Raw genomic sequence first — 23,966 nt, 5'->3', positions numbered from 1 at the left:
TGATGTACGTGTAGGGGTGTTGCTTTGGAATTGACTAACTTTTTTACGGTTAGCGCATATGTGCTCAATGTTTTATATCAATGGGTCGCATGATGAAAGCACATGATGTTTTTGAATGCGAAAGGCTTACGACTGCATGAATATTGGGAAAATATACTTCTGGATCCTTCTGACGATTTTTATTCTGACGGCAATGTTTTCTTCAGGGAGGATGGCTGATCTTTCCGAGACTTCAAACGTGTACCTGTTTGCCAATTTGTGGGCGGCATGGTGTATGGTTTCTATCGTATTTGCCCTTTGGGGCACAGCCGCTTGTGTTTATGGTACACCGCCACTGAAAAATCGTTATTTGATGGCTTTTATTTTAATCAGCAATTCATTTATCTTTTTCGTTCAAGTGGAAATGCTGTCTATGTTTTATGAGATGTCTCTGAAATTTTCCGCCTTGTTTCTGCTGGAACTGATTTATATTCCATCCTCGTATTATATTTGTAAGCATTGGCGAAATTTATCTTTAGCAACCAGAAATTCGAGTCATCAGTGATTTGTTTTTTCGAATTATCAATAATTTCAGATAGCCGGCGAAAGTCGGGCTTATCATCCAGCCACGCTTCATCATTCACCTCGTTCATCGTGAAACGTTCAAACGTGACAGCTTCACCTTTGGTGACAAATCGTTTACGAATGCGAATGCCATCCCGGCCTTGCGAATAGAATTCGCAAAGCCAGAGTTTTTTACTGCCGACTTTAAGGTTTCTCGTACAGACATCGTAAAGATTTCTTATTTAACGTAATGAAATTAGTCAATTATTTCCTGAATGAGAAAATTTAGTTTACTTTGAATTTTGTTAATTCTATCCCTAATAAGTTCAGCTTTATTTTTTTTCGAAATCTCTTCTTCCTTGAGTGTGCCGCTTATATTTAAATAATTTTTAACTGAGCGAAACATTGTTTCTTCTTCCTTTAATGCGGCAGTTAAAGATTGGATCAATACTGTTCTCTCCATTGCTATAGCCTGCTTCGCGAGAGCCTTTTCAGATTTCTCCTGAGCCTCGGCAGCTTTGGCGAGTTCTGCTCGTGTCATTGCAAGTTCTTCGCGTTGCAAAGACAATTCGGTTCGTTGTAACAGAATGGCGTAGATCACACTTAAGAACGCGAAACCAGAGAACAAGGCATTGATAGCGCCAAACATGTCGCCAAATGTGCCTCTTACGTCTAAAGGTTTGTCGCTTAGGAAGAACCAGTTCGCAAACCAGATGCTCAGTATGATACCGCAGGCCATAAGGATGATTTTTGAATCCTTGCTTAAGCCAGCCCAAAATGATTTGGCCTTGGGTAGCCACTTTTCTTTGTATTGAATAATTGCAGCTTTCATTTTTTAACTCTTTGTATAAGCCTATAGATCTTCTTTCTGCTGGATTCTTCATCAAGATGTCGATGATTTCTCCCTTTCTTTAGGTTCTGGTTTGTCTTCTAGTGATGGAACCTTTATTGATTGTGCTAATTTTACGGCTTCCCCAAGGTTCTTAAGGAAATCAGGAACATTGCTTACGTCTGCTTTACCATCGTGAAAACTAAAGAAATGGTTAGCCAATTCTTTTTTCATTTGTGCACGTTCTTCAGGTTGTAGCTCATCTAGATATGCTCCAATACTTGAAAGTTGTGTACCGCGTTGCCGATATAAATTTTCTTTAGCTCGATGTGTGGCTGATTCTTTTAACATGTAGATACAAGGTGTTGTAAGTAATGTAATTGTCATAAATCTAATTATGAACCAACTTAAACCTAAATCAGGATCGACTGTATTGTTATCCTCAGGTTTTCCAAACATGTGAATATAATCATTGAATAGCCAAATTGATAAGAAAATGACACATATAAGTCCAATTAACCCAAACTTTCTAAACTTGTCAGCTTCTGTTTTTTCAATATCAGCTTGTTCTCGATTCGCATGTGCTTGATGCTTATTACTTATATCACCCAGGATATCTTCAATCTTCTTTTTTTACTTTCAAATTCACTGATTTCAGACTGTATTCTTTCTCTGATTCCAGAGGTTTCTTCAAATATTTTTTCGTGAAAAGCGCTAAGGGATTTCCCTTTTTCTGACTGTATACTATTTAAGCTGGTGTTTGTTTCTTTGTTAATACTAGCAATCGCTGTGTTTACTATGTCACTTGAATTTAATTGAAAGTCTGTGGAACTGACCCTAAAATTATCTGCTATGTTTTTTTCGGCATTTAAAACAAATTTCTCAAATGATTCAATAGATTTATCAATGCTTCTTTGTTTTGTTTCTTGGTTTTTTATGAATTATTTTTCCAATAATCTTATGTTTTCTACTGTTTCCCTTTTGTACATTGAAATTAAATCATTCATGTCATCTAGTATTTTATTATTAACATCTTCTAGTTTATCGATATGGCTTTTGGTATGGAATTGAATTTTTTCAATTGATTCTTTTGTTAGAGAATCAATTTCTTCAATTCTTGTTTTTTTATTAATATGATCAGTGTTAGATGTTGAAATAGAAATGACAGTTATGTTTTTTACAATCCTAGAGATATGGGATACTAGATCTTTCAATTCTTTTTTTAAAGATATGGAAAGTTCCTTTCTTAATTTAAAATCCCCTGCATCTTTTAATTGGTTCTGCGATGATAGATGGTCGATTTCACTTCCAAATATAAATTCAATCTCGTTTAATTTATCAATTAAACTATTGGTGATATTTTCCAGATAAATAAAGTATGGTAGGTAACTAGTTAGTTCTCTATCGGTGAAATAGGAAGTGTCAGCATTTCCAATGTCATTTATTTCATCAAGTCTTTCAATATATTTTCCACCTAAAAAGTCAAATTTTTTTATGATGATTGGATTTAGTCTTATTTTTAGAATGATATTATTGATATCGTCATAAACAAACTCTTTTATATTTTCTGACCGAGATTTAAAAATATGTTCTTTCATTATGATTTCACGCCTGATGTTTATTGTTAACTTTAGAAATTACAACTTTTAGTTAGATGATTCATAGCAGTTCTCATCTCTGACCACAGTAATTTTATTCTATCTCTGTCACCACCATTTCGTGCGTGCGTATAAATCTCCTGCACGAACAATTTAATTCGACCGATAAATTTTGAATATATGATACTTGATATTTTTCTATTGGGATCAGATGTGTAAGTGGAAGGAGGTAATTCATACTTGACTTTTATTTCACTTAGCGCCGCATTGAAGGAGTTAAGCCGCATTGAGTGATATCCTTGTAGTTCGCGTTTGAGTTTAGAAAAGTTGCTGCTTTATCCAATAGAGGTGAATTTTCACACATCATGTTTTTTGCGTAGTCGCAATCGCTTAGTGCGCTTAAGTCTCGATTAACAGCGCTCGCTTGAAAGGTCATGAGAAAAATGGCTGTACCAAGTACGAATTTGCGAACAATCCCTGTTTGCATAAAAGTTATTCCTTACTCATTGTCATTGCCACACGGCCAAGCACTTCAATGTCATCTTTCGATATGTCGATGGTTGAACCACTAAACCCAACGGCCAGTTTTTTGTCTGGCAATCTCTGAACTGGGTTGATAGATCGAGAGCCATCGATACTGATCAGATATCGGTCAGAAGTTGCATGGGTCTGTTCGGAATTGATGAAATACAACTGGCCATCTTTGTCTAAGATTTTCGTGATCGTTGGCTTCAGGTGGTACTTATTCAACGTCACAACATTAATCACAATCTCACCTGCTTCATCTAATAAGCTATTTATTAGTGTTGGTATGAACAGCCAAGAGCAACGAAGGATACCATTATGAACAATTGTTCAATAGTCTTCAGTGCATCACTTTTTCTACTTATCACAAAAATTTCAGGGAGTACGATCGGGTAGGTGACCAAATGAATTAGAAAGGCGTTGAAACGGATTGCTTGTGAAGTGATTTGGCTTTTTCGCCATTTTGTAGACACTTGGCTATTTGGGGTATAAAAAAGGCCACTTAAAAGCGGCCTTAAACACTTCGGAAAAACCGAGTTATTCTCTTCCGTACACGTTGTTTTCTTGCTCTTGTACACGAATGAAAGTGGTGCGTTTGGTTAGCTCTTTGAGCTTCGCCGCGCCAACGTAGGTGCAGGTTGATCGCACACCGCCCATGATATCCTGGATGGTATTTTCAACCGGGCCACGGTATGGCAATAGGACGGTTTTTCCTTCAGCGGCACGATAGTTGGCAACACCGCCAGAATGCTTGTCCATCGCGCTCTGTGAAGACATCCCATAAAATTTCATGTAGGTTTTACCGTCTTTTTCAACGATCTCACCGTTGCTTTCTTCATGGCCGGCCAGCATGCCGCCGAGCATGACGAAATCGGCGCCACCACCGAAGGCTTTGGAGACGTCACCGGCGCAGGTGCAGCCGCCGTCTCCGATGATCTGACCGCCCAGTCCGTGTGCTGCGTCGGCACATTCGATAATGGCTGACAGTTGCGGGTAGCCGACACCCGTTTTCACGCGGGTGGTGCATACAGAACCCGGACCAATCCCGACTTTGACAATGTCGGTACCGGCCAAAATCAGTTCCTCGACCATATCACCGGTGACGACGTTTCCGGCGCTGATCACTTTATCCGGGAAAGCGGCGCGGACTTTTTCAACGTACTCAACCAGATGCTCAGAATAACCGTTCGCGATGTCGATGCAGATAAACAGCAGATCGTCAGAAAGGGCCATGATGTCTTTGGTTTTCTGGAAATCGGCATCTGAAGTGCCGGTGGAAACCATCACATGTTTCAGGACATCAGCACCATTGCTGTGAACAAAGCCAGCCCAGTCATCCACGGAGTAATGTTTATGAATGGCGGTCATGACATTGTGTTTCGCCAGTGCAGCAGCCATGTCGAAGCTGCCGACAGAATCCATGTTGGCCGCAATAATCGGCACGCCAGACCATTGACGGCCACTGTGCTTGAATGTAAAATCGCGGGTTAATTCAACTTGAGAACGGCTTTTCAGCGTTGAACGTTTCGGACGAAACAGTACATCTTTGAATCCCAATTTCAGGTCTTGTTCGATACGCATTGAAGTTTCCTTATCTGTCTTCAGTGTTGCTATCGGATATTGCTCTTCAGAGTATGAACTATTGGCAGATAGCTTCATTGTCTGAAGAGCAGGCACAAAAAAACCGGAGCGTTGGCAGACGCTCCGGTTTTCAGCATTATAGGCGGAGAAAATTTTTCCACAAGTCTGAAATATGCATTTTTTTTGTGGTATCCTCCCGAAGATTACATCCCCGTTATTCCTCCTGAGAATTCGGAAACGAATTGTCAAAATTGTCATTTTTTTGCTTTTTTTTCTTCCAATCTGACCTAATCCTAGGATAATCCGAGGGTCTGATTATCTTTCGTGGTTGTTATTTGTCCGGTATCAAACGTGTTGCGCCGGACCGGATCGGCAGCGTTTCTTTCGACTGCGTGATGCCAGCTGATGACGAAAGGTAAACAGATCCAAGTGTCTCGCTGGCTAAGTGGATAGATTTACCTTGTTAAGCAAAAGAAAAATAAAGCAAATATTCCCGCTGGATTTTTACGGTGAGGATGGCAGCTGGCGCTTTATTCTTCGGGCTTTCAACCCCGGGGAAGTGCTGGATGCAATGTATTGGCGTGCGTATATTTCCTGCCATCGGAAGGAGTTTGATTTGCTCCATCTGGCAACCGACAAATTTAACTATAAGTACAACTACTCGGCATCGGATGACGCAGAATTGCACCTGGGTGCAGTCGGGTCGCCAATGCGGGTGAATATGATGGGGCCGATTGTGCCGGTAAGTCATCTGTTGGCTTACCTGGCAGAGAAGCGGGACGCTAAGGCGGCATCCCCTTCTTCTCAGATATCTGATGAGGGGCTTGATCAGCTTCAGGCGAAACCATCCTGAATCGAAAATGAATCAACCTGAAAAAGGAGCTGTGGCTCCTTTTTTCATGTCTGATTTTGGGAATTACCGGGTGGAGCCATGAGATGAAGTCGGCTATCTTAGGTTTTGCAGCCACAATAAAGAGGGTAAATGGATGATGTCATGGACGCAGGGCGGATGCCTGGCAATGATGCTGCTGGTGACACAGCCTGTTCTTGCAGCGAAATCAGATGTTACAGATTTTGCTTCTATGTCGGAGCTGGTCGGAAAATGGCAATGTTTGCCCGATAAAAAAGCATCAGAAAAGGAAGAAAGCTGGGTAAATTACGACATTCATCGTGATGGCAAAGTGGTTTCAAAAGAATGGATTCGCTATCAGGAGCAGGGGAAAACGGAACTGGAGTTCAACCTCTTCGTTGATTACCTGCTTGAAGCGCACGAAGGCCAGTACCGGCTGAAACCTGTTTCGATGAAACGGGAAATTCTGGTTGATCCGTATAAAGCGGATCCGTTCGGCTACGATGCGCAACGTGATTTAATGGGTTACCGTATCTTCCTTCAGCCTGTGCTGAAAGGAAAAAACACGGCGAAGTTTGAAATGTGGTACCACATTACGCCGCATGATCATTTCTCAATGCAATGCCAGCGCCGTACGGCATAGTTGGAAACTAGTCTTGCCGTAAGTTTTTAGCACTGGAAATCGGGGTCGGGAAACGGCTCACAACCCAGTAAGTCGATAAAATGAAGGTGGTCAGGGTGGCCGCCTGAATGAACAACATCCCCTGATCGGAGACTAGTCCGGCGGTCAGCGCAGTATAGGCCAGTAAGAGCGAAAACTCGCTGGCCTGACTTAAGCGGGCCGATAACTCGCGGGTCGCCTTTTCATGGGCCAGTTTTAGTGCAAATGCAAAACCGAAGGCCTTCACCACAATTAAAATCACACCAAACAAAAATCCCCACAGCAGCACCACATCTCCCCGTGTGAATTCCATTTTTGCCCCGACAGCGAAGAAAAACAGAATCAGGAAAAACTCTCTTAAAGGCTTCAGGTGTAGGGAAATGGCCTGGGCCACCCGGCTGATTGCGATGGAAAGTCCGGCGACAAAGGCGCCGATCTCATAGGAAAGGCCAGCCAGATGTGCTGTTTCTGCCCAGAGCAGGCACCAAGCCAGTGCAGCCACGAAGGTATACTCCTGAATCACATCGAAGCGACGGAACAAGGGCAATACCAGATAGCGCACGCCAAGATAAGCCAGCAAGCAAAGGAGCGCCAGTTTCATCAGAATGAGTCCGAACGCGCTGAGCATGGCATCCGGAGTGCGGACGTTCAGAAACAGAATGACGATAATGGCCAGCATATCCTGGATCAGTAAGACGCTTGTCATCACTTCCCCCAGACGCTGATGATGCAGTGTGGTCGTCGGAATCAGCTTTAAACCGATCACCGTACTGGAAAACATCAGTGCGGCTGCAGCGACCAGTGCGTCAGCCAGAGACAGGTCAATCAACCATCCGAATCCCAGGGTGACCAGAAAAAAAAGGCAGCAGGTGCCCAGTGTGATCAGGGCACTTTCCTGAAACAGGCTGATGAGTTTAAAAGGCTGCAGGTTCAGGCCAAGCAGAAATAACAGCAGAATAACGCCGAATTGTCCGAACTGAATGATCCGGTCATTATCCGACAACATTCCGAGGCCGCTGGGGCCAAGGGCGATGCCAGCGGCAATATAAGCCAGAATAATGGGCTGGCGGGCATAGAGAAAAAGTGTCCCCAATAATGCTGAACTGACCACAATGATTCCGATTTCGAAAATCATGGTTTGCAGCTCATTCAGCATACGGCCCCCGGGCGATCAGAATCAGGAATGACATTTTAAAAGCATAGATGTTTTTAATTCCCGGGGAGTTTTGCTTGCTTTTCAGGTTCCGAATTCTGCGAGAATTGCTGCCAAACGTTCAATTTTGATGTTGGAGAGCTGCCGATAATCGAAATACGGGCAGACAACCAGTCTGTGTTCCCGGTTGATGGCAAATTCGTGATCCAGCCAGGTCAGAGGAATGTTCAGCTGACCTGCGCTGATCAGCTTTTTGGCATATGTTCGCCCCATGATGATGTGGTATTTGAGGGGGAACGCCATATCAGTCGCCAGAGCGGGCGGGCTGAAAAGCAGTGCAGTCTGACCGGATGGCTGGAGTAAAAAATTATCCCGGTAGTGCTGCCAGCTTGGTGTTTGCGCGGCGAAGGGAAATCGCTGGTGATCCAGGGCGCCAATCAGTTTTGCATAAACATTAAACACTTTTCGCCATCCGTTGCCGCAGGCCTGACCAATATTGTCAATCTCCCCCGGGATTGCAGGTTGCAATTGATCAAGGGTTGCCATTCCGGGCATATCAGGACGGCTCTCGATATAAGCCGCGAAGGTGAAATCCGGGCAGCCCAGCCCGATCAGGTGGTTGTTGTTTTCAGGGGCGATCTTGTCGTTATTTTCAGGCATCTGTGTCGATTGTCTTGAATATGCAGAGTGTTGAATGAATGTTGCGTGATTTTACTTAAGCTTTACCTGATATTGACACTGCTTTACCAAGCTATATGTACGCTGTACATAAATGCAAAAGAACAGGTGGCATTCTATGAAAAATCTATGGATTGGTGCGCTGTGTCTGTCTTTGGTCATGCCAGCAATGAGCTGGGCTCATGGTGGCAGAGATCATGGATACGGTCATGAACATCGAAAGTACTACAAGCATAAACACAGACATAAACATCATTATCATGAACCAAGACACTATCACCATCGGGATGTTGTCGTGGTGCATGAGCGGCCGCGTAGAGAATATCACAGATCGAACTTACCGGAACTGGTGACTTTTGCGGTGATTTCCGGGATAACCTACGCCGTTATCGACAATGCTTTTTATAAGCAATCTGGTGACAAGTACGTTTACACACCACAACGTCCATAACTGACGATCCTCCAGTCTCTTTGAAATCCTCCAGTTTAAGCCTTCCTGACGTTAACCATTTTGGTGTGCGGCAGGGAGGCTTTCTTCATTCGAATATCACGTCATGATTCAATTCGATACCAATATTTTGAATGGGATTTTTATCACAAACAGCAGAATAAACTGGTTTTTGGTGTGATCTGAGATGGCTTTTGGAATCAGAATCAAAAAGCTAAATCATTCAATATCAATAACTTATATTACTCTTTAGCAAAGAACTCTGGTTTTTCAAGGGTCCAGTAGAAAAATCTGGTTTAATAGGCCAGTGTTTTTCACTTGGGTAGAGCTATTAACTGAATTATCTCTAGTTGATGAAGTTTATCACTGCAAGGTGTTGGCAAAAACGAATTTTTCTTTATCCTCTTGTGTAATGAAATTGTTAATCGATGTTTGCATTGTCGTGCAGGCTGAGACGTACGCCTTGCTGGATGCAGGGTGTTGCTATGGATGTGGCGCTTGCTAAGAGGAGCAGATGCAATGAGTGTTTCAGTGGATCGTACCCTTCAACTCACCCAATTAAGTGGACAGGCTATCAGCGATCTGTCTCCTTCGTTTAATCATCTTCCCAAAACAGGTCATGCCGACGGTGAATACCGTTTGCGTCGCTATTCGATTGTGAAAGCGACCGCTAATGGTATTGAGCATCTGCCGCAAAGAGCGTTTATGCAGTCGGATGAGATCAATCATTTTCAGGGTAATGTCGCCCGGACATTTGAACCGCTGGAAGACAAGATTGTTTACAGTGCGGGTATGCGCGAGATGTGTGAAGTATTCAAGCGTGCCAATGCACTGTCAGACGATCAGGAAATTGAAATTCATCAGATTCGTATCGCTGCGCTGGACGGAGAAACTCAGGTTGCGCCGGAAGGTGTCCATCAGGATGGCTTTGATCATATCGCCGTAATCGGCTTTGGTCGCGAGAACATCGAAGGTGGCGAGTTCCTGGTCTACAAAACGAAAGATGATTTGCCCATTCTGAGCATGGAGTTGGAGCAGGGTGAGGTTGCTATTCTGGCGGATAATCAGCTCTGGCATAACGCGCGTCCGATCAAAGCGGTGAAACAAGATCAGCAAGGTTATATGGACCTGTTTGTTCTGACGGCCCGGGAGACACATTATGCACTTTGATGTGGCGAAGGTTCGTCAGCAATTTCCTGCACTGAATCAGCGAGTGAATAATGAACCTGTTTATTTCTTTGATGGCCCGGGTGGTTCGCAGGTGCCTTCGACAGTGCTTCAGGCGATGACGGATTATCTGGGCCGCTATAACTCAAACCTAGGTGGCGCTTTTTTCTCGAGTGAGGTGACGGTGTCACTGATGGCGTCCGCCCGTCAGGCTGTACAAGCGCTGCTGAATGCCCCTTCACCAGACAACATTGTTTTTGGTCCGAACATGACGTCGCTGACCTTCCAGCTCAGCCGTGCGATTTCGCGTGACTGGCAGCAGGGTGATGAAGTGATTGTGACTTCACTGGATCATTATTCCAATGTGTCCAGCTGGCAGCAGGCTGCGGATGATAAAGGCGTGCTGGTTCGTCAGGTTCGGGTCAACGAAGATGACTGTACGCTGGACTATGCACATTTTGAGTCGCTGCTGAATGAGAAAACACGATTGGTTGCGGTGACTTATGCATCGAATACAACCGGTTCTGTGGTGGATGTTGCCCGGATTGTTGAAGCGGCGCATCGTGTCGGAGCGAAGGTTTATGTGGATGCGGTTCATTATGCACCGCATAAACTGGTGGATGTTCAGGCACTTGGCTGCGACTTCCTCGTTTGCTCAGCTTATAAATTTTTCGGACCTCACGTTGGCATCGCCTATGTGGCACCGCAGTGGCTGCAAACGCTGAAACCATACAAAGTAGAACCGGCGACGGACTTTGGTCCGGGGCGTTTTGAAACCGGCACGCAGAACTTTGAAGGTTTGGCCGGCGTGATTGCGGCCATTGACTATCTAGCTCAGTGGGGAACACCGGAGCAGAATCTGAGGCAGCGTCTGGAAACGAGCTATGCGCAGTATCAGACTCATGAAGAAGCGCTGAGTCAGCATTTCCTGAATTGGGTCAAAAAGTTCAGCAATGTGTCATTGTTTGGAATTGAGGATGAGACGCAACTCGCAGAACGTACGCCGACTTTCGCGATTCGTGTTGAAGATGTGCCGCCGTCGGATATAGCATTCCGGCTCGGTCAGCAGAACATGTGTGTCTGGAATGGCCATTTCTACGCATTAGGCCTGTGTCGCCAGCTGGGTATTCTTGAGAGTGGTGGCGTCATTCGTATCGGTTTTATGCACTACAATACCAAAGAAGAAATCGACAAACTGTTTGAAGCTTTGTCTCCATTCTTAAAAACAAAATAATTATTACAGCGTATTGCTGAACATCCTGTCACAGGCTTTATTACAAGCCATATATATCAAAGCCCACGTACGCGTGGGCTTTGTCGTTGTTTGCCGGCCAGACTTCAAATCTTACGGCTTCCGGGTCAGCTGCACTTGCATGTTCTTGGCATTACTTCACAGGAAGGGGCCTGAGTCATCAGATTTCGAAAGTATCCGGTCACTGTGGTTGTCCCTCGTCTTCTTTCTGAGGAAGGTGAGAGAGCTTGAGCATTCTTTTGTACCATTCGGTCAGTACAAATCCGGAATACGAATCTGGAAGCAAGCTTGCACGTTTCTCATCTATGATATCGTTATAATGCTTGTGAAAAATTTTCAGGGTTGGATGACCCTTCATAACAGCGAGACAGAAAATGTTGAAATATATTGTGATTGCTCTGGTGGGCCTGGGGATTTATATCGGCGTGACCTATAAAGATCAGATTGAAGATATGCTTGATTCACGTCCGATGGAAGAAGCGCATGATCTGCTGGAGGATATGGGTGACCAGGCAGCAGATGCCAAAGATGCTCTGAACAAGCAGCTGGGATCTCTGCAAAACTAATTGCAACGCTCATTGATGATGGGCAGGTACAGATGTCAAAACGGCGACCCTGGGGTCGCCGTTTCATTTGACTGTCAGCTGTCTCAGACAGTGTATTACAGTTGCTTAAGCTTTGGCTGTTTGACCGTTTGCTTCAGCTTCAGCTGCGCGGCATGCAGCAGCGGTAAAGATAACATCAGTTGAGCTGTTCAGCGCAGTCTCGGCAGAGTCCTGAATCACACCGATGATGAAACCGATTGCAACGACCTGCATCGCAACTTCGTTCGATACACCGAACAGGCTGCAAGCCAGTGGAATCAGCAGCAGAGAGCCACCTGCAACACCAGAAGCACCGCATGCAGAAACTGCAGCGACAACACTCAGCAGCAGGGCAGTGAGCAGATCAACCTGAATACCCAGTGTATTCACGGCAGCCAGTGTCAGTACAGTGATTGTGATTGCTGCACCAGCCATGTTGATGGTGGCACCCAGTGGGATAGAGACAGAGTAAGTATCTTCATGCAGATCCAGTTCTTTACACAGTTGCATGTTCACTGGAATGTTTGCAGCAGAACTACGGGTAAAGAAGGCAGTGATACCACTTTCACGAACACACTTCAGAACCAGCGGGTATGGATTCTGTTTCGTTTTGTAGAAAACGATCGCAGGGTTCACAATGAACGCGATGATAGCCATAGAACCCAGCAGTACAGCCAGCAGGTGAGCGTAGTCACCCAGAGCGCTAAAGCCGGTTTCTGCAAAAGTTTTCGCAACCAGACCGAAAATACCGATCGGTGCCAGACGAATGACGAAACGAACAATCAGTGTAACGCCGTTCGACATGTCCTGGAATACTTGTTTCGTTGCATCAGATGCTGAGTGCAGGGCAAAACCCAGACCGACAGCCCATGCCAGAATACCGATGTAATTGCCGGACAGTAGTGCATTGATCGGGTTATCAACCACTTTGAACAGCAGCGTGTTCAGAACTTCTGCGATCCCTTCAGGTGCAGCCTGATTCGCGGTACCAGCATCCAGAGTCAGAGTTGTCGGGAAAAGGAAACTCAGGGTTACTGCAGTAAGCGCGGCCATCAGTGTACCGAACAGGTACAGCATGATGATTGGTTTCATGTTGGTGTTTGCACCTTTCTTCTGATTTGCAATTGAAGATGCAACCAGAATAAATACCAGTACAGGTGCAACAGCTTTCAGGGCACTGACGAACAGACTGCCAAGGAAACCGACTTTCATAGCAGCATCTGTAGATACAGCAGCAAGGACGATACCTGCCACGATACCAATAAGAATCTGGATAACCAGACTGCCATTGGCAATTTTTGCAAGGAATGGTTGTGGTTGACTCATACTACATCCTGAATGTTTTGAGTTGGTTCGGAAGCGTTTTATGTTGTTTGCGGGTGGTTTTGTAACAGGATAATCGATGGATTTCCACACTTCTTTTTATAAACTTTTAGATTACACATCATTAACCTTCCCGGAATCCGTGTTTTGTGAGCAACTTATCAATAATAAATTACTGCTTTTAGAGCAATCTGCCTGTTTTCCTGCCTTTGGCAGTATGCTGTGTGGAATGCTTCGCAAAACACCGAATGTTAAATGTTAAAAAAAATCCTGCCAAAAAGGCAGGATTAGAATGCAACGAATGTAACAAACAAGCTGCATAATCCGTTAGATCTCAAACGAATTGGGCAATAAACCGCTCATTAGCCTTTACTTTTGACCGGGGGTAAATCCGGTACCAGTGGCGCCAGCGCTTCTGACTGACCAGCTTTGTGCTGGGCAGTGGTTTCCTGTTTCAGTAATGCCAGTAATTGGCGGTTATCCCAATTGGTCGGAGATTTTCCATAGCAGGCACGCATCATTCTGGCGATTTCTGTTTCAAGATCCTGTTGGTAGGTTGCAGTCAGATGCGTTTTATCCCAGCGCTGATAGCAGGTCTGAATTAGCATCGGCTGATTTGATTGCACCGCAGAGATCAGTTCGGCTTTGGCGGATTGGTCAGAATGGCTGGCGGCGCTTGATACCTTTGGCTCTTTGACCGTGAATTTGCGTGCGCGCAGCCAGAGTACCAGTGTGATGATCCAGAGCACGGTGACAATAAGTGTCAGCCACGGCCAGAATGGTGCAACGCCCTGTTGCTGAGGCGTATCGCCAGATAACGAGTTCAGCGATTGCCGGGACAGGTTTTGCGAGGATTGATCGCTGTCCTGACTGTTTGCTGACGGTGTCTGTGGATTGGATGCATTGGCTGTATTGTCTGGTTTCACCTGAAGTGTCTTGCCGTCTGCAAGACTTTGCTGCTGCTGGCCTTTCTCAGTATTCCACCAGTTGACTTTTAACGCCGGAAGAGAAATGGCGCCGCTCTGGCGCGGAATAATCACCTGCTTCAATGTCATGACGCTGTAGTCACTTTCCTGACTGTAGACCGGTTTTTCACTGTAAACGCGGACAGAGTCCGGGTAGCTCAGAGATAGATCAGGTAGCTGACTTTGCGGTGTCCCTTTCATTTTCAGCGTCAGGACACGGGTCACCGGTTCGCCGACTTTCAGTTCAGCACTGTCATTCTGCCATTGCTGTGACAGCTGAAGGTCAGCGGTAGGCAACCAGAGTCCCTGATAGGTGTCCGGCTTTCCCTTCACCGCTAAAGACTTTGGTTCCGCCTGAATATTGACCGGAATTCGCAAGCCGACGCTGCGGCCTCTGCCGCTTTTAAATGCCGTGCCTGTCAGCTTGGCACCTTGCAGGGTGATATTGCCCGGTTTGGTGGCCGTAATCCGGTATTTCCGGTTGATGATAGTATATTGCCGTCCGTTTAAGACGGTATCAGCCTGATGATCTTTACCAACCTGAACAACATCAATGCCGTCGCCCTGAGGGGAGGCCAGACTGGCCTGCTCAATTTGCTCACCAATTTTTATCTGAACCTGATAAATCTGGCTTTCACCGACATACAGGGTGTCCTTATCCATCCGGCCGGTGACTTCAATGGCAAGATCGGTCGCCGGACTGGTTTGACCCGGCTGGTTACTGACGGTGATGACAATGGGGTCAGAGCGGGTTGCGCCAATCCGAAAAGCCGGAATGGTCAGCTTGCCGGTTGATTTTGCGGCCAGTGCCACCCGCCATTCGGTCCGCCGGGTTACTGAACCATTGACAAAGCTGCTGAACGAGCTGGTACTTGGCGTGCCGACGGTGAAGTCTTTCTTCAGCGGAGACAGATCCAGGGCATTGTTGCTGACGCTGTCATCAATACTGACCTTCAGCTCAAAGATTTCATTGATGCCAACCTGATTGGACGAGACTGTTGCCACGACCTGTGCAGCGTTGGCTGAGTAAGAGAGCAAACTTGCGATAAGAAGTATCACGCCTGCCCAGACCCGGTTTTGGACGAGTTGATAAATAAAGGTGAAATGCTTGGCGTTCATAGTGAGTCCTTGCTGCTGTAGACGCATTACCAGCGGTTTTCCGGTGCATCAGGCGAGTCTTTTTCTCTGGCCTGAAGCAGGATCTGCGCCTGGATTAATTCGCTGGTACTGTCTGGTATTTGCTCTAGTTTTTTTAATGTTGGGTTGCTGGCCTTCAGGCCGCCGACGTCATCGCCAGTGGCATTGTCTTGATTTCCGATTGCGAGTTGATCATCTTTTTGTTGATCACTGTTGTCTTCTTTCGTTTTGCTTGTCTGAATTTGTTTTTCTGTCTGAGCGGACTGTGAGTCTTCTGAAGAAGCATCAGATTCTGATCGGGCATGACGCTGCTGTTCAGTCGCTGATGAATCCGGCTGAGATACCTGTTGCTGTTCATCCCCCTGATTCGGTGAACCTGGCTGTTGCTCAGACTGAGCCGATTTCCCAGACTCAGCTTGTGCTGACTGACCATCCGTACCGGATGAAGGATCAGACTGTTGCCTTTGTTGTTGGGCGTTTCTCTCTCCGGAGGATTGCTGTCCGGTAGCGCCCTGATTGTTTTGCGAACCGGACTGTTTACCTGCAGCTTGATTTGACTGAGAATTCTGGCCTTGTTGGCCTTGTTGGCCTTGTTGGCCTTGTTGGCCTTGTTGGCCTTGTTGGCCTTGTTGGCCTTGTTGGCCTTGTTGGTTATTCTGAGCCTGTTGGTTCTCCTGCTGGTTTTGCTTGAGGAGGGATTCCACCGTATTCAGGTTCGCTTTGGCGTCCTGATTATCCGGATGCTGACGCAGTAAATCCTGATAGATATCCTTCGCCTTCTCCAGCTTGCCGGATTGTGCATAAGCGTTTGCTAAGTTATAGCGAGACTGCGGATCGGATAAACCCGAAAGGGTTTCAATAGCGCCGTCATAATCACCTGCCTGATACTGCGCTGCACCTTTCCAGGCGGGAGAGCGGAACTGTTCAGCGGCTTTTTCATAATCTTTTTGCTGATAGAGTTCATAGGCTTCCTGACTCTGGTTCAGCCACGGGGAGGCTTCAGGGTGATCAACCGGAACAAAAATACCAAGCAGTAAAACCAAAGCAGCCCCTTTGCGGCATGCCGGGAGGAAAATCAGCAGCAGCGGCAGTAACAGCCAGAAACCACCATTCAGTTTTTCTTCAATGGCCTTTTCTTTATCTGGTTGGGTGACTGAACCTATCCGAGAGGAAGCTTGAATCAACGCCGTAATGTCCTGATCATTGCCCCGCCATTTGACCATCACGCCTTCGTGTTTACGCGCGAGGGATTGCAGACGTTCCGGATGCAACTTGCTGACGACCGTCTGACCTTGATTATCCTGCAGCAACCGGCCGTCAGGCATGGTGATCGGTGCCCCCTGAGCTGTGCCGACGGCAAGAATGGAGAGTCGGTAGTCCGTTCCGTTTAATAGTGAATTGGTTTGCTCGGCTTCCCTGGCGCTCAGGCCGTCGGTGATCAGGATCAGATCCCCCTGAGCGTGACCCGCTTGTTTGAGCAGAGTGATCCCTTCCTGTATGCCCGCCGCCGCATTGCTGCCCTGAATCGGCAGAATATCCGGCGATAAACCCGGGATTAATCCGGCCAGGGTGGTACTGTCCTGAGTGAGTGGACTGACAACGTAGCCATCACCGGCGTATGCAATCAGTCCGGTAGTGCCTTCCCGCCAGTGGGGCAGGAGGTCCAGCGCTTTGTATTTTGCCTGTGCAAGACGGTTCGGCTGCAGATCCGTGGCATACATGGAATTAGACATGTCCATGATGAGCACTCTGGCCTGACTCAGGTTATAGCTCGGCAGTTGGTGTTTTTGCCAGCTTGGCCCCGCCATGGCGATCACCGTCAGCAGCCATCCGGTACCCAGAAGGATTACCGGGAGCATATGACGCCGAGCGGATTGGTTTTCTGTACTGGTTTGCAGATGAGGGGCGATCAAGCCGGATTGTCCCCGGCCTTTGATTAGCCAGGGCAGCAGCACACAGAGCGGCAGCAAAGCCAGCAGCCAGTCAGGATGTAAAAAACTAAAGTCAGCCATAACGCCTCCAGTTGACTGCCAGGAGTACACTCAGAAATAACGCTCCGGCAAGCGGAAAACGAAACAGTTCTTCTCTGGGTCGCCAGGTTTGACTGGCGCTGGAGACAGGCTCGAGTTCATTGATGGTTTGATAAATCTCAGCCAGTTCCTGCGGGTTTCTGGCTCTGAAATATTGCCCGCCGGTGAGAGTGGCGATTTGAGTCAGCGTTTTTTCATCCAAATCCTGTGAAGGATTGACAATACGATTGCCAAATAAGCCTCGCTGAACCATTTCTTCGGCGCCAATGCCGACCGTATAGATTTTGACCTGATTTTCAGCGGCCAGCTTGGCGGCTTCCATCGGATGAATCACACCTGACGTATTCGCTCCGTCACTGAGCAGGATGATTACGCGTTGTGGCGTTTCGCCGTGAATGAAGGTTTTGGTCGCAATGCCCAGTCCTTCTCCAATCGCAGTGCTCTGACCAATCAAACCCAGTACGGCCCGTTTCAGCTGTTGTTGTACTGTACTGAGATCGAATGTCAGGGGCGTTTGTAAATATGCGTGGTTGGCGAATAACACCAGACCCAGACGGTCGCCTTGCCTGTTGCTGATGAAATCGCTGACGACATGTTTGACTGCGGTCAGGCGGTCAATCGCATTCCCTTGCGAATCAGCCATATCTTCAATCGACATTGAGCCGGATAAGTCTACAGCCAGCAGCATATCTCTGTGTTCCGGCTGTATTTGTACTGGTTCACCAAACCAGACGGGTCTGGCAACCGCGGCAATCAGGCACAGCCAGCAAAGACAGGTAACGACTGCGGACCAGCGGCGTTTAGGTTTGATGCCTGAATCACCCGGTAATACGGGCAGAGTTATGGCAGACACGGGTTTTACCGGACGGGTGAAACGATAAACAAACCAGGGCAGGGGAAGCAGTGCAAAGGCCCACCACCAGATAAACTCAAACATGGCTTTCTCCCTGATCGTTCGGTGCGTGTTGCGGGAGCTGCAGATGTTTGACCCAGATGACAGCCTGAGCCCGGCAATGGCTCAGAATGTCGTTTTCCACCTGCGGGGCGTACATTGCAGTTGTCCAGGTCTCACTGAGTGCGATAAATCCCTGATGTTGAGGCTGGAGCTGATGATCCAGAAATGTCAGCCATGCATTGCCGTTCAGACCGGCAACCTGAGCACGCGGAAAGTAAGTTAAAGCAGTCTGCCGGAGCAGCGTATTGATCTCTGAGACAGAGCCGGCTTGTTTCAGACGCGCTAAGGCCAGTTTTCTTGCAGCCTGCTGGCGTCTTTTTTGCCGGAGCTGTCTGGCGACGAAGTAAATCAGTGCTGCTGACAGGATGAGTGCCAGAGCGGATACCCACCATCCCCAGGCTAAAGGCCAGAGATCGGGCGGTGATGGCAGATGCAGATCTGCCAGTTGTAGCGGATGTGTCTGTGTTTGTGTCATAGGTTACGACTTATCTAACTGTGTCTGACTGGTCGAATGACGGGATGTCTGGCCTAATTGCTTCAGTAACGGTGTGCCTGCAGAAAGAGAGTGCAGCGGAATGGCCAGTGATGACGCCAGTTCTGACAGATTTTCAAGATGCCGGGTGAACTGTGTCTCCAGCTCTTTTCTGGTGCTGGGTGCACCAAAGTTAATCCAGGCCGACCGTTGGCGATCTGAGACATATTCCCGGCCACGATATAGGGTATCGCCCAGCTCTAGTGGATCGTACAAATGGACAAATTGGACCCGGTTATGGCTGCGTAACTGACTGAGCCTCTTTTTATCGCTTTGCTGTAACGAATAAAAATCGCTCAACACAATGATTTCACTGCCTTTAGGGCAAAGGTGATGCATATGCCTGAGTACATCAGAAAAGTGAATTTTTTTGTGTTCAGGCGCTGGCGCACCATGCTGGTGCATGTTGATCATGGTGTTTAGCACAGCCAAGGGACCTTGCTGTCTGGCCGTTGGTTTGCACTCACTCAGTGCGGAACCATTATAGATTAAGGCTCCGATACGGTCTTGCTGCTGAATGGCCAGCCAGCTTAACAAACTGGCAAAGTGAGCAGCCTGCACCGATTTCTGTAATAAACGGCTTCCGAAACGCATGCTCTGGCTGAAATCCACCAGCAGCATAACTGGCTGTTCACGTTCTTCACTGAACAGCTTGGTGTGGGTTTTACCCGTTCGCGCTGTGACCCGCCAGTCGATTGCCCGGATGTCATCACCCGGCTGATAGGGACGAACTTCAGCGAAATTCATCCCTCTACCTTTTTGCCGGCTCAGGTGCTGACCATTGAGCTGGGACCAGACGCTACGCGCTGGTGGCAACCATTTTACGGATTGATTTTTATACATTAACAGCTCGGCCAGACATAAACTGTACCCACTACTGTGCGGTGGCAAAGCCGGGGGATTTGTGTCTGTTGCCCTGATCATGCACTGGTGACCTGCTGAATGAGTGAAAGAATGATTTGATCGGGTGCGATGCCTTCAGCTTGTGCTTCATAGCTCAGCAATAAACGATGTCTCAGAACCGGATAAGCCATTTTTTGTACATCTTCAGGTGTGACAAAGTCACGGCCCTGCAGCCAGGCAAACGCACGGGCACAGCGATCCAGTGCCAGGGTGGCCCGCGGGCTGACGCCCATCTGCAGCCAGGCGGCCAGTTCATCACTGTAACGTTGAGGCTCCCGTGTAGCCATCACCAGACGAATGATATATTGCTCCACTTCCTCTGCCATGTGTATCTGCAGTACTTCTTTTCGTGCACTGAAAATATCCTGCTGGCTGAGGTGTACAGCTTCCGGTTGTTCATGATGGTGATGATCAAGTGCTTCACCGCGGTTCAGGCGCAAAATCGCCAGCTCGCTCTCTGCATTTGGGTAATCAACATTCAGTTGAAGCAGGAAACGGTCTAACTGAGCTTCGGGTAACGGATAGGTTCCTTCCTGCTCAATTGGATTTTGGGTTGCCATCACTAAGAACAGCTCAGGCAGAGGATAAGTGTTTCTGCCCGCAGTGATTTGTTTTTCAGCCATGGCTTCCAGCATGGCGGCCTGAACTTTTGCCGGCGCACGGTTAATCTCATCGGCCAGGAGCAAGGCGTTGAAAATAGGGCCGGGCTGAAAAACAAATTCTCCGGTATCGGGACGGAAGATATCTGTTCCTGTCAAATCTGCCGGTAACAGGTCAGGGGTAAACTGGATACGGTGGAAATCCCCTTCAATACATTCGGCCAGTGTTTTGACCGCTCGGGTTTTTGCCAGTCCTGGGGGCCCTTCAACAAGGATATGTCCGTCGGCTAAGAGTGCAATGAGCAGTTGTTGCACCATGTCGGGTTGTCCAATGACCTGTTGTTGTAAGTATTGTTCGAGTTGCTGAAAGGTCTTTGAAAGCATGGGTTTGATTATCCTTGGAACGTCTGTGAACTCTCATCTGCTGACGCAGGCTCTGGAGGCGATCTGGTGAGCTTGGTCGGCCAGATAAAAACACTTCCAGAACGGTGGCAGCTCTATCATTGAAAAGTAATCCAGTCAGTTGGCTTACTTTCATCAGATTCGACTTTGTCATGTAAAGAAAGTTCACAGTAAATACGGGGAAAATGATAAATGTTATTTTCCTTTTTTACACTTCTCGGGTGATTAAAGTCTCTTTTTAAGAAAAAACTTGAGAAAAATAAAAGATGATCGAATTAACAATATCACATTTTCAACTGGTCAGATGTGTTTTTTATGTTGCGTTTTTGCTTCATTTCTTTGTTTTGGATCAAAAAAAGTTTCCTCGGTATTTCATACAAGAGTCAGTTAAAAATTGGTGCAACCTTGCACTGGAAAAGTGCAATCAATTGAAAAATGCGACCGGAATATAAAAGAGACAGCGAGAAAATGTTTGAAATGTAGAATTTTGTAAACTTGGCATTACTCATGCATTGAAATATTCCGTTAACAAATCGCGCCTATTGTGTAATCGATTAATTGGTTCTAAATTGATTCCATACAGGGATTTTGGTGTTCAAACAGATACCCTATGTTGATATCTATATGTGTCTGTGTTCTTATAATATTTATGCAATGTAAATTTCACGCAAGTGACTTGTGGGATCGTTACGCTGCGTAAGAGTGGAGTTGAGAACAAGTCTGGTTCAGGTGTACAGCAACAGGTTCTCATCAGTGAAAGCGCAAATAAACTTTTGATAAATATTGATTTGTGCTGATAAAAGGATGGAAAGGAGTCTGCTTGATGACTAAGGTAGCATTAGTAACTGGCGCTAAAGGTGGTATTGGTTCTGCAATTACTCAGGGCTTAGTAGATGCAGGTTATAGAGTCGTTGCCACGTATTTCCCAACGGGTGAAGCAAAAGCGAAAGAATGGTTTGCGGAAAATAACTATTCTGAATCTCAGGTTCGATTATTTCCTCTTGATGTGACAGACGCAGCATATTGTGAAGAGGCGCTGGCCACTCTTTTAAAAGAAGAAGGTAAGATTGATGTGCTGGTAAACAATGCTGGTATTACCCGCGACAGCACCTTTAAACGCATGACAGTTCAGCAATGGAATGAAGTGATTACGACCAACCTGAATAGTCTGTTTAATGTCACTCATCCACTATTTGCTTCAATGTGTGATAAAGGCTTTGGCCGTATTATCAACATTTCATCTGTGAATGGCCTGAAAGGGCAGTTTGGGCAGGCGAACTATTCTGCAGCAAAAGCAGGCATGATTGGCTTTACCAAAGCGCTTGCCGCAGAAGGTGCTCGTTATGGTGTGACTGTAAATGCGATTGCACCGGGTTACACGGGGACTCCAATGGTTGAAGCCATCAAAACTGAAGTACTGGATGCGATTAAAGCAGAGATTCCTATGAAGCGTCTGGCACAGCCAAGTGAAGTTGCGGCTTCTGTGAATTTCCTTGCCAGCGATGCTGCTGCCTATATTACCGGTGAAACCCTCTCGGTAAACGGCGGCTTATACATGCACTAACTTTTTTCGAAGTAAGGACACTTGAAACATGACCAAAGTCTATATTGTTGCAGCGAAGCGTACCCCAATCGGTAGCTTTAACGGCGCACTAAAATCTGTCTCACCTGCACAACTGGCAGCTGTTGCGATTAAAGCCGCGCTGACTCAGGCGAATGTTGATCCCGCGAAATTGGATGAAGTGATTTTGGGGAACGTTGTGGGTGCGGGCCAGGGAATGGGTCCTGGCCGCCAGGCTGCAATTTATGCTGACATTCCTGAGCATGTACCGGCTTATAGCCTGAACATGGTTTGTGGCAGCGGCATGAAAGCGGTTATGGATGCTGCAGCACATATTAAAGCAGGTGATGCAGAGCTGGTTGTTGCTGCTGGTGCAGAAAGCATGTCTCAGATTCCTTTCACTGTACCGGCTTCCATTCGCGACGGTCAGAAAATGGGTAACCTGCAACTGACAGACTTACTGATTAATGATGGTCTGACGGACGTCTTTAACCAGTATCACATGGGTGTGACCGCTGAGAACGTCGTGGAAAAGGTTGGTCTGACTCGTGAACAACAGGATAACTTTGCACTCGCAAGTCAGCAGAAAGCAGTTGCTGCGATTGAGCAGGGTAAATTCGTGGATGAAATTATCCCTGTTGAAGTGAAAGTGCGCCGTGAGACCAAAACAGTCGATACCGATGAATATCCTAAAGCTGATGCAACCTTAGAAGGTCTGCAAAAACTTCGTCCGGCTTTCAAACCTGACGGGAGCGTTACCGCCGGGAATGCATCGGGTATCAATGATGGTGCGAGCGCCATTATCGTAGCCTCTGCAGCTGCAGTTGAGAAGTATGGTTTAACCCCACTGGCAGAAATTCAAAGTTATGCGCAAGCTGGTGTTGCACCTGAGGTCATGGGCCTTGGCCCTGTTCCTGCTGTGGTGAAAGCGCTGGAAAAAGCTGAATTGAATATTGAATCAGTCGGTTTGTTTGAGTTTAACGAAGCCTTTGCTGGACAGGCACTGGGCGTTTTGCATGAGTTGTCTGATGCGTTGAATACCAAGGTTGAAGACCTGGCCGAGCGCAGTAACGTGAATGGCGGTGCGATTGCACTAGGTCACCCGCTGGGAGCGTCAGGTAACCGTATTATCGTCAGCCTGCTCCATGAGATGCGTCGCCGCGGTACAGAATATGGCCTTGCAACACTCTGTGTCGGTGGCGGTATGGGTACGGCAATCGTACTGAAAAGTGTCTGAAACTAAGCATTACTCAATTTGCGCCTGTTTCGGCAGGCGCTTAAATAGCACTTAAATAGCACTTAAATTAAGGAAACATATTATGTATACGGAAATGTTTAAGTCATTCTCAGAGCAAACTGAAAAAACGCTGGCACCTTATGTGAAATTCAACAAGCTGTTCACAAAGAATGTGGAAGAGCTGACTGAACTTCAACTGGCTGCTGTTCGTGCTTACAGCGATCTGGGTCTGTCTCAACTGAAAGCGATCAGTGAAATCAAGGATCTGCAATCACTGACGACCTTCCAAGGTCAGCAACTGGAAAACCTGACAAAACTGTCCCAACAACTGGTTGAAGACAGCAATAAGTTTTCTGCACTGGCTCAAGGCTTCAAAGCTGAAGTTGAAGAACTGGTTGCTGAAAACGTAAAGCAAGTTACTCCAGCTTAAGTTCGATTCCTTCCTTAATGCCG

The 23,966-nt window shown here is 46.8% G+C and carries 24 protein-coding genes and 1 pseudogene; 10 read left to right on the top strand and 15 right to left on the bottom strand.

The window, feature by feature from the left end; genetic code table 11:
• Positions 1-136 precede the first annotated feature (136 nt).
• A complete protein-coding gene (locus tag ACYP03_RS04570; RefSeq protein ID WP_459778664.1) occupies positions 137-544 on the top strand; it encodes a hypothetical protein in 408 nt (135 codons plus the stop codon).
• A 16-nt stretch (positions 545-560) separates the two neighbouring features.
• On the opposite strand, the pseudogene ACYP03_RS04565 reads toward ACYP03_RS04570, so the two are convergent.
• From ACYP03_RS04565 to ACYP03_RS04540, 6 genes and pseudogenes are all read right to left on the bottom strand, one after another.
• Positions 561-785: pseudogene (locus tag ACYP03_RS04565) on the bottom strand (hypothetical protein); the annotation flags it as partial.
• A 14-nt stretch (positions 786-799) separates the two neighbouring features.
• A complete protein-coding gene (locus ACYP03_RS04560; RefSeq protein ID WP_459778663.1) occupies positions 800-1,375 on the bottom strand; it encodes a hypothetical protein in 576 nt (191 codons plus the stop codon).
• Positions 1,376-1,426: 51 nt separating this feature from the next.
• Positions 1,427-1,831, bottom strand: a complete 405-nt coding sequence (locus ACYP03_RS04555; protein WP_459778662.1) for a hypothetical protein — start codon at positions 1,829-1,831, stop codon at positions 1,427-1,429.
• A 482-nt stretch (positions 1,832-2,313) separates the two neighbouring features.
• The gene (locus ACYP03_RS04550) at positions 2,314-2,970 is read right to left on the bottom strand and encodes a hypothetical protein (protein ID WP_459778661.1); all 657 of its coding nucleotides are present in this window, start codon (positions 2,968-2,970) and stop codon (positions 2,314-2,316) included.
• 492 nt (positions 2,971-3,462) lie between these two features.
• A complete protein-coding gene (locus ACYP03_RS04545; protein ID WP_459778820.1) occupies positions 3,463-3,771 on the bottom strand; it encodes a S24/S26 family peptidase in 309 nt (102 codons plus the stop codon).
• Positions 3,772-4,032: 261 nt separating this feature from the next.
• Complete coding sequence (locus ACYP03_RS04540) at positions 4,033-5,076, bottom strand: GMP reductase (protein WP_459778660.1); 1,044 nt, start codon at positions 5,074-5,076, stop codon at positions 4,033-4,035.
• A 460-nt stretch (positions 5,077-5,536) separates the two neighbouring features.
• Between ACYP03_RS04540 and ACYP03_RS04535 the strand changes: the two genes are divergently transcribed.
• Together ACYP03_RS04535 and ACYP03_RS04530 are read left to right on the top strand one after the other, a co-directional pair.
• Positions 5,537-5,929 (top strand): hypothetical protein, encoded by a 393-nt coding sequence (locus ACYP03_RS04535; RefSeq protein WP_459778659.1) that lies wholly within the window; start codon positions 5,537-5,539, stop codon positions 5,927-5,929.
• Between the two features lie 133 nt (positions 5,930-6,062).
• Complete coding sequence (locus ACYP03_RS04530) at positions 6,063-6,569, top strand: hypothetical protein (RefSeq protein WP_330961183.1); 507 nt, start codon at positions 6,063-6,065, stop codon at positions 6,567-6,569.
• A gap of 7 nt (positions 6,570-6,576) precedes the next feature.
• On the opposite strand, the gene ACYP03_RS04525 is transcribed toward ACYP03_RS04530, so the two are convergent.
• Together ACYP03_RS04525 and ACYP03_RS04520 are read right to left on the bottom strand one after the other, a co-directional pair.
• Positions 6,577-7,743: a cation:proton antiporter domain-containing protein gene (locus ACYP03_RS04525; RefSeq protein ID WP_459778658.1), complete on the bottom strand. Its 1,167-nt coding sequence runs from the start codon at positions 7,741-7,743 to the stop codon at positions 6,577-6,579.
• Positions 7,744-7,824: 81 nt separating this feature from the next.
• Positions 7,825-8,400, bottom strand: a complete 576-nt coding sequence (locus ACYP03_RS04520; protein ID WP_459778657.1) for a DUF6942 family protein — start codon at positions 8,398-8,400, stop codon at positions 7,825-7,827.
• 136 nt (positions 8,401-8,536) lie between these two features.
• Here ACYP03_RS04520 and ACYP03_RS04515 point away from each other — a divergent pair, with 136 nt between their 5' ends.
• The 4 genes from ACYP03_RS04515 (at position 8,537) to ACYP03_RS04500 (ending at position 11,851) form a co-directional block, all read left to right on the top strand.
• A complete protein-coding gene (locus ACYP03_RS04515) occupies positions 8,537-8,869 on the top strand; it encodes a hypothetical protein (protein WP_248142591.1) in 333 nt (110 codons plus the stop codon).
• Positions 8,870-9,385: 516 nt separating this feature from the next.
• On the top strand, positions 9,386-10,036 hold the full coding sequence (locus ACYP03_RS04510; RefSeq protein ID WP_459778656.1) for a 2OG-Fe dioxygenase family protein: 651 nt from the start codon (positions 9,386-9,388) through the stop codon (positions 10,034-10,036).
• Positions 10,026-11,267 carry a cysteine desulfurase-like protein gene (locus tag ACYP03_RS04505; protein ID WP_459778655.1) on the top strand — a complete coding sequence of 414 codons (1,242 nt, stop codon included), beginning with the start codon at positions 10,026-10,028 and terminating at the stop codon, positions 11,265-11,267. The genes ACYP03_RS04510 and ACYP03_RS04505 overlap by 11 nt, the downstream gene beginning before the upstream one ends.
• 392 nt (positions 11,268-11,659) lie before the next feature.
• On the top strand, positions 11,660-11,851 hold the full coding sequence (locus tag ACYP03_RS04500) for a YtxH domain-containing protein (protein ID WP_248142588.1): 192 nt from the start codon (positions 11,660-11,662) through the stop codon (positions 11,849-11,851).
• Positions 11,852-11,956: 105 nt separating this feature from the next.
• Here the strand turns inward: ACYP03_RS04500 and sstT are convergent, their stop codons facing one another.
• The 7 genes from sstT to ACYP03_RS04465 all read right to left on the bottom strand — a co-directional run bounded on the left by sstT (position 11,957) and on the right by ACYP03_RS04465 (position 20,697).
• Complete coding sequence (sstT, locus tag ACYP03_RS04495; protein WP_248142587.1) at positions 11,957-13,195, bottom strand: serine/threonine transporter SstT; 1,239 nt, start codon at positions 13,193-13,195, stop codon at positions 11,957-11,959.
• 359 nt (positions 13,196-13,554) lie between these two features.
• Positions 13,555-15,276, bottom strand: coding sequence for a BatD family protein (locus ACYP03_RS04490; protein ID WP_459778654.1), 1,722 nt, complete (start codon positions 15,274-15,276; stop codon positions 13,555-13,557).
• A gap of 26 nt (positions 15,277-15,302) precedes the next feature.
• Positions 15,303-17,306, bottom strand: coding sequence for a vWA domain-containing protein (locus ACYP03_RS04485; RefSeq protein ID WP_459778653.1), 2,004 nt, complete (start codon positions 17,304-17,306; stop codon positions 15,303-15,305).
• Positions 17,299-18,261 carry a vWA domain-containing protein gene (locus tag ACYP03_RS04480; RefSeq protein ID WP_248142584.1) on the bottom strand — a complete coding sequence of 321 codons (963 nt, stop codon included), beginning with the start codon at positions 18,259-18,261 and terminating at the stop codon, positions 17,299-17,301. Before ACYP03_RS04480 ends, ACYP03_RS04485 begins: the two co-directional genes overlap by 8 nt.
• The gene (locus ACYP03_RS04475; RefSeq protein WP_248142583.1) at positions 18,254-18,754 is read right to left on the bottom strand and encodes a DUF4381 domain-containing protein; all 501 of its coding nucleotides are present in this window, start codon (positions 18,752-18,754) and stop codon (positions 18,254-18,256) included. Before ACYP03_RS04475 ends, ACYP03_RS04480 begins: the two co-directional genes overlap by 8 nt.
• 3 nt (positions 18,755-18,757) lie before the next feature.
• Entirely contained in the window at positions 18,758-19,735 is a 978-nt protein-coding gene (locus ACYP03_RS04470) for a DUF58 domain-containing protein (protein WP_459778652.1), read from the bottom strand.
• Positions 19,732-20,697 carry an AAA family ATPase gene (locus ACYP03_RS04465; protein ID WP_459778651.1) on the bottom strand — a complete coding sequence of 322 codons (966 nt, stop codon included), beginning with the start codon at positions 20,695-20,697 and terminating at the stop codon, positions 19,732-19,734. The genes ACYP03_RS04470 and ACYP03_RS04465 overlap by 4 nt, the downstream gene beginning before the upstream one ends.
• An 841-nt stretch (positions 20,698-21,538) precedes the next feature.
• Between ACYP03_RS04465 and ACYP03_RS04460 the strand changes: the two genes are divergently transcribed.
• From ACYP03_RS04460 to ACYP03_RS04450, 3 genes are all read left to right on the top strand, one after another.
• Positions 21,539-22,279 (top strand): SDR family oxidoreductase, encoded by a 741-nt coding sequence (locus ACYP03_RS04460; RefSeq protein ID WP_248142580.1) that lies wholly within the window; start codon positions 21,539-21,541, stop codon positions 22,277-22,279.
• 28 nt (positions 22,280-22,307) lie between these two features.
• Positions 22,308-23,513, top strand: a complete 1,206-nt coding sequence (locus ACYP03_RS04455; RefSeq protein ID WP_248142579.1) for an acetyl-CoA C-acetyltransferase — start codon at positions 22,308-22,310, stop codon at positions 23,511-23,513.
• An 82-nt stretch (positions 23,514-23,595) separates the two neighbouring features.
• Positions 23,596-23,943, top strand: coding sequence for a phasin family protein (locus ACYP03_RS04450; RefSeq protein ID WP_248142578.1), 348 nt, complete (start codon positions 23,596-23,598; stop codon positions 23,941-23,943).
• The last annotated feature ends 23 nt before the right edge of the window (positions 23,944-23,966 follow it).

The organism is Photobacterium sp. R1 (genome assembly GCF_054600795.1).
Note: the sequence above shows the minus strand (reverse complement) of the source record. Positions and strands in the feature narration are given on the sequence as shown.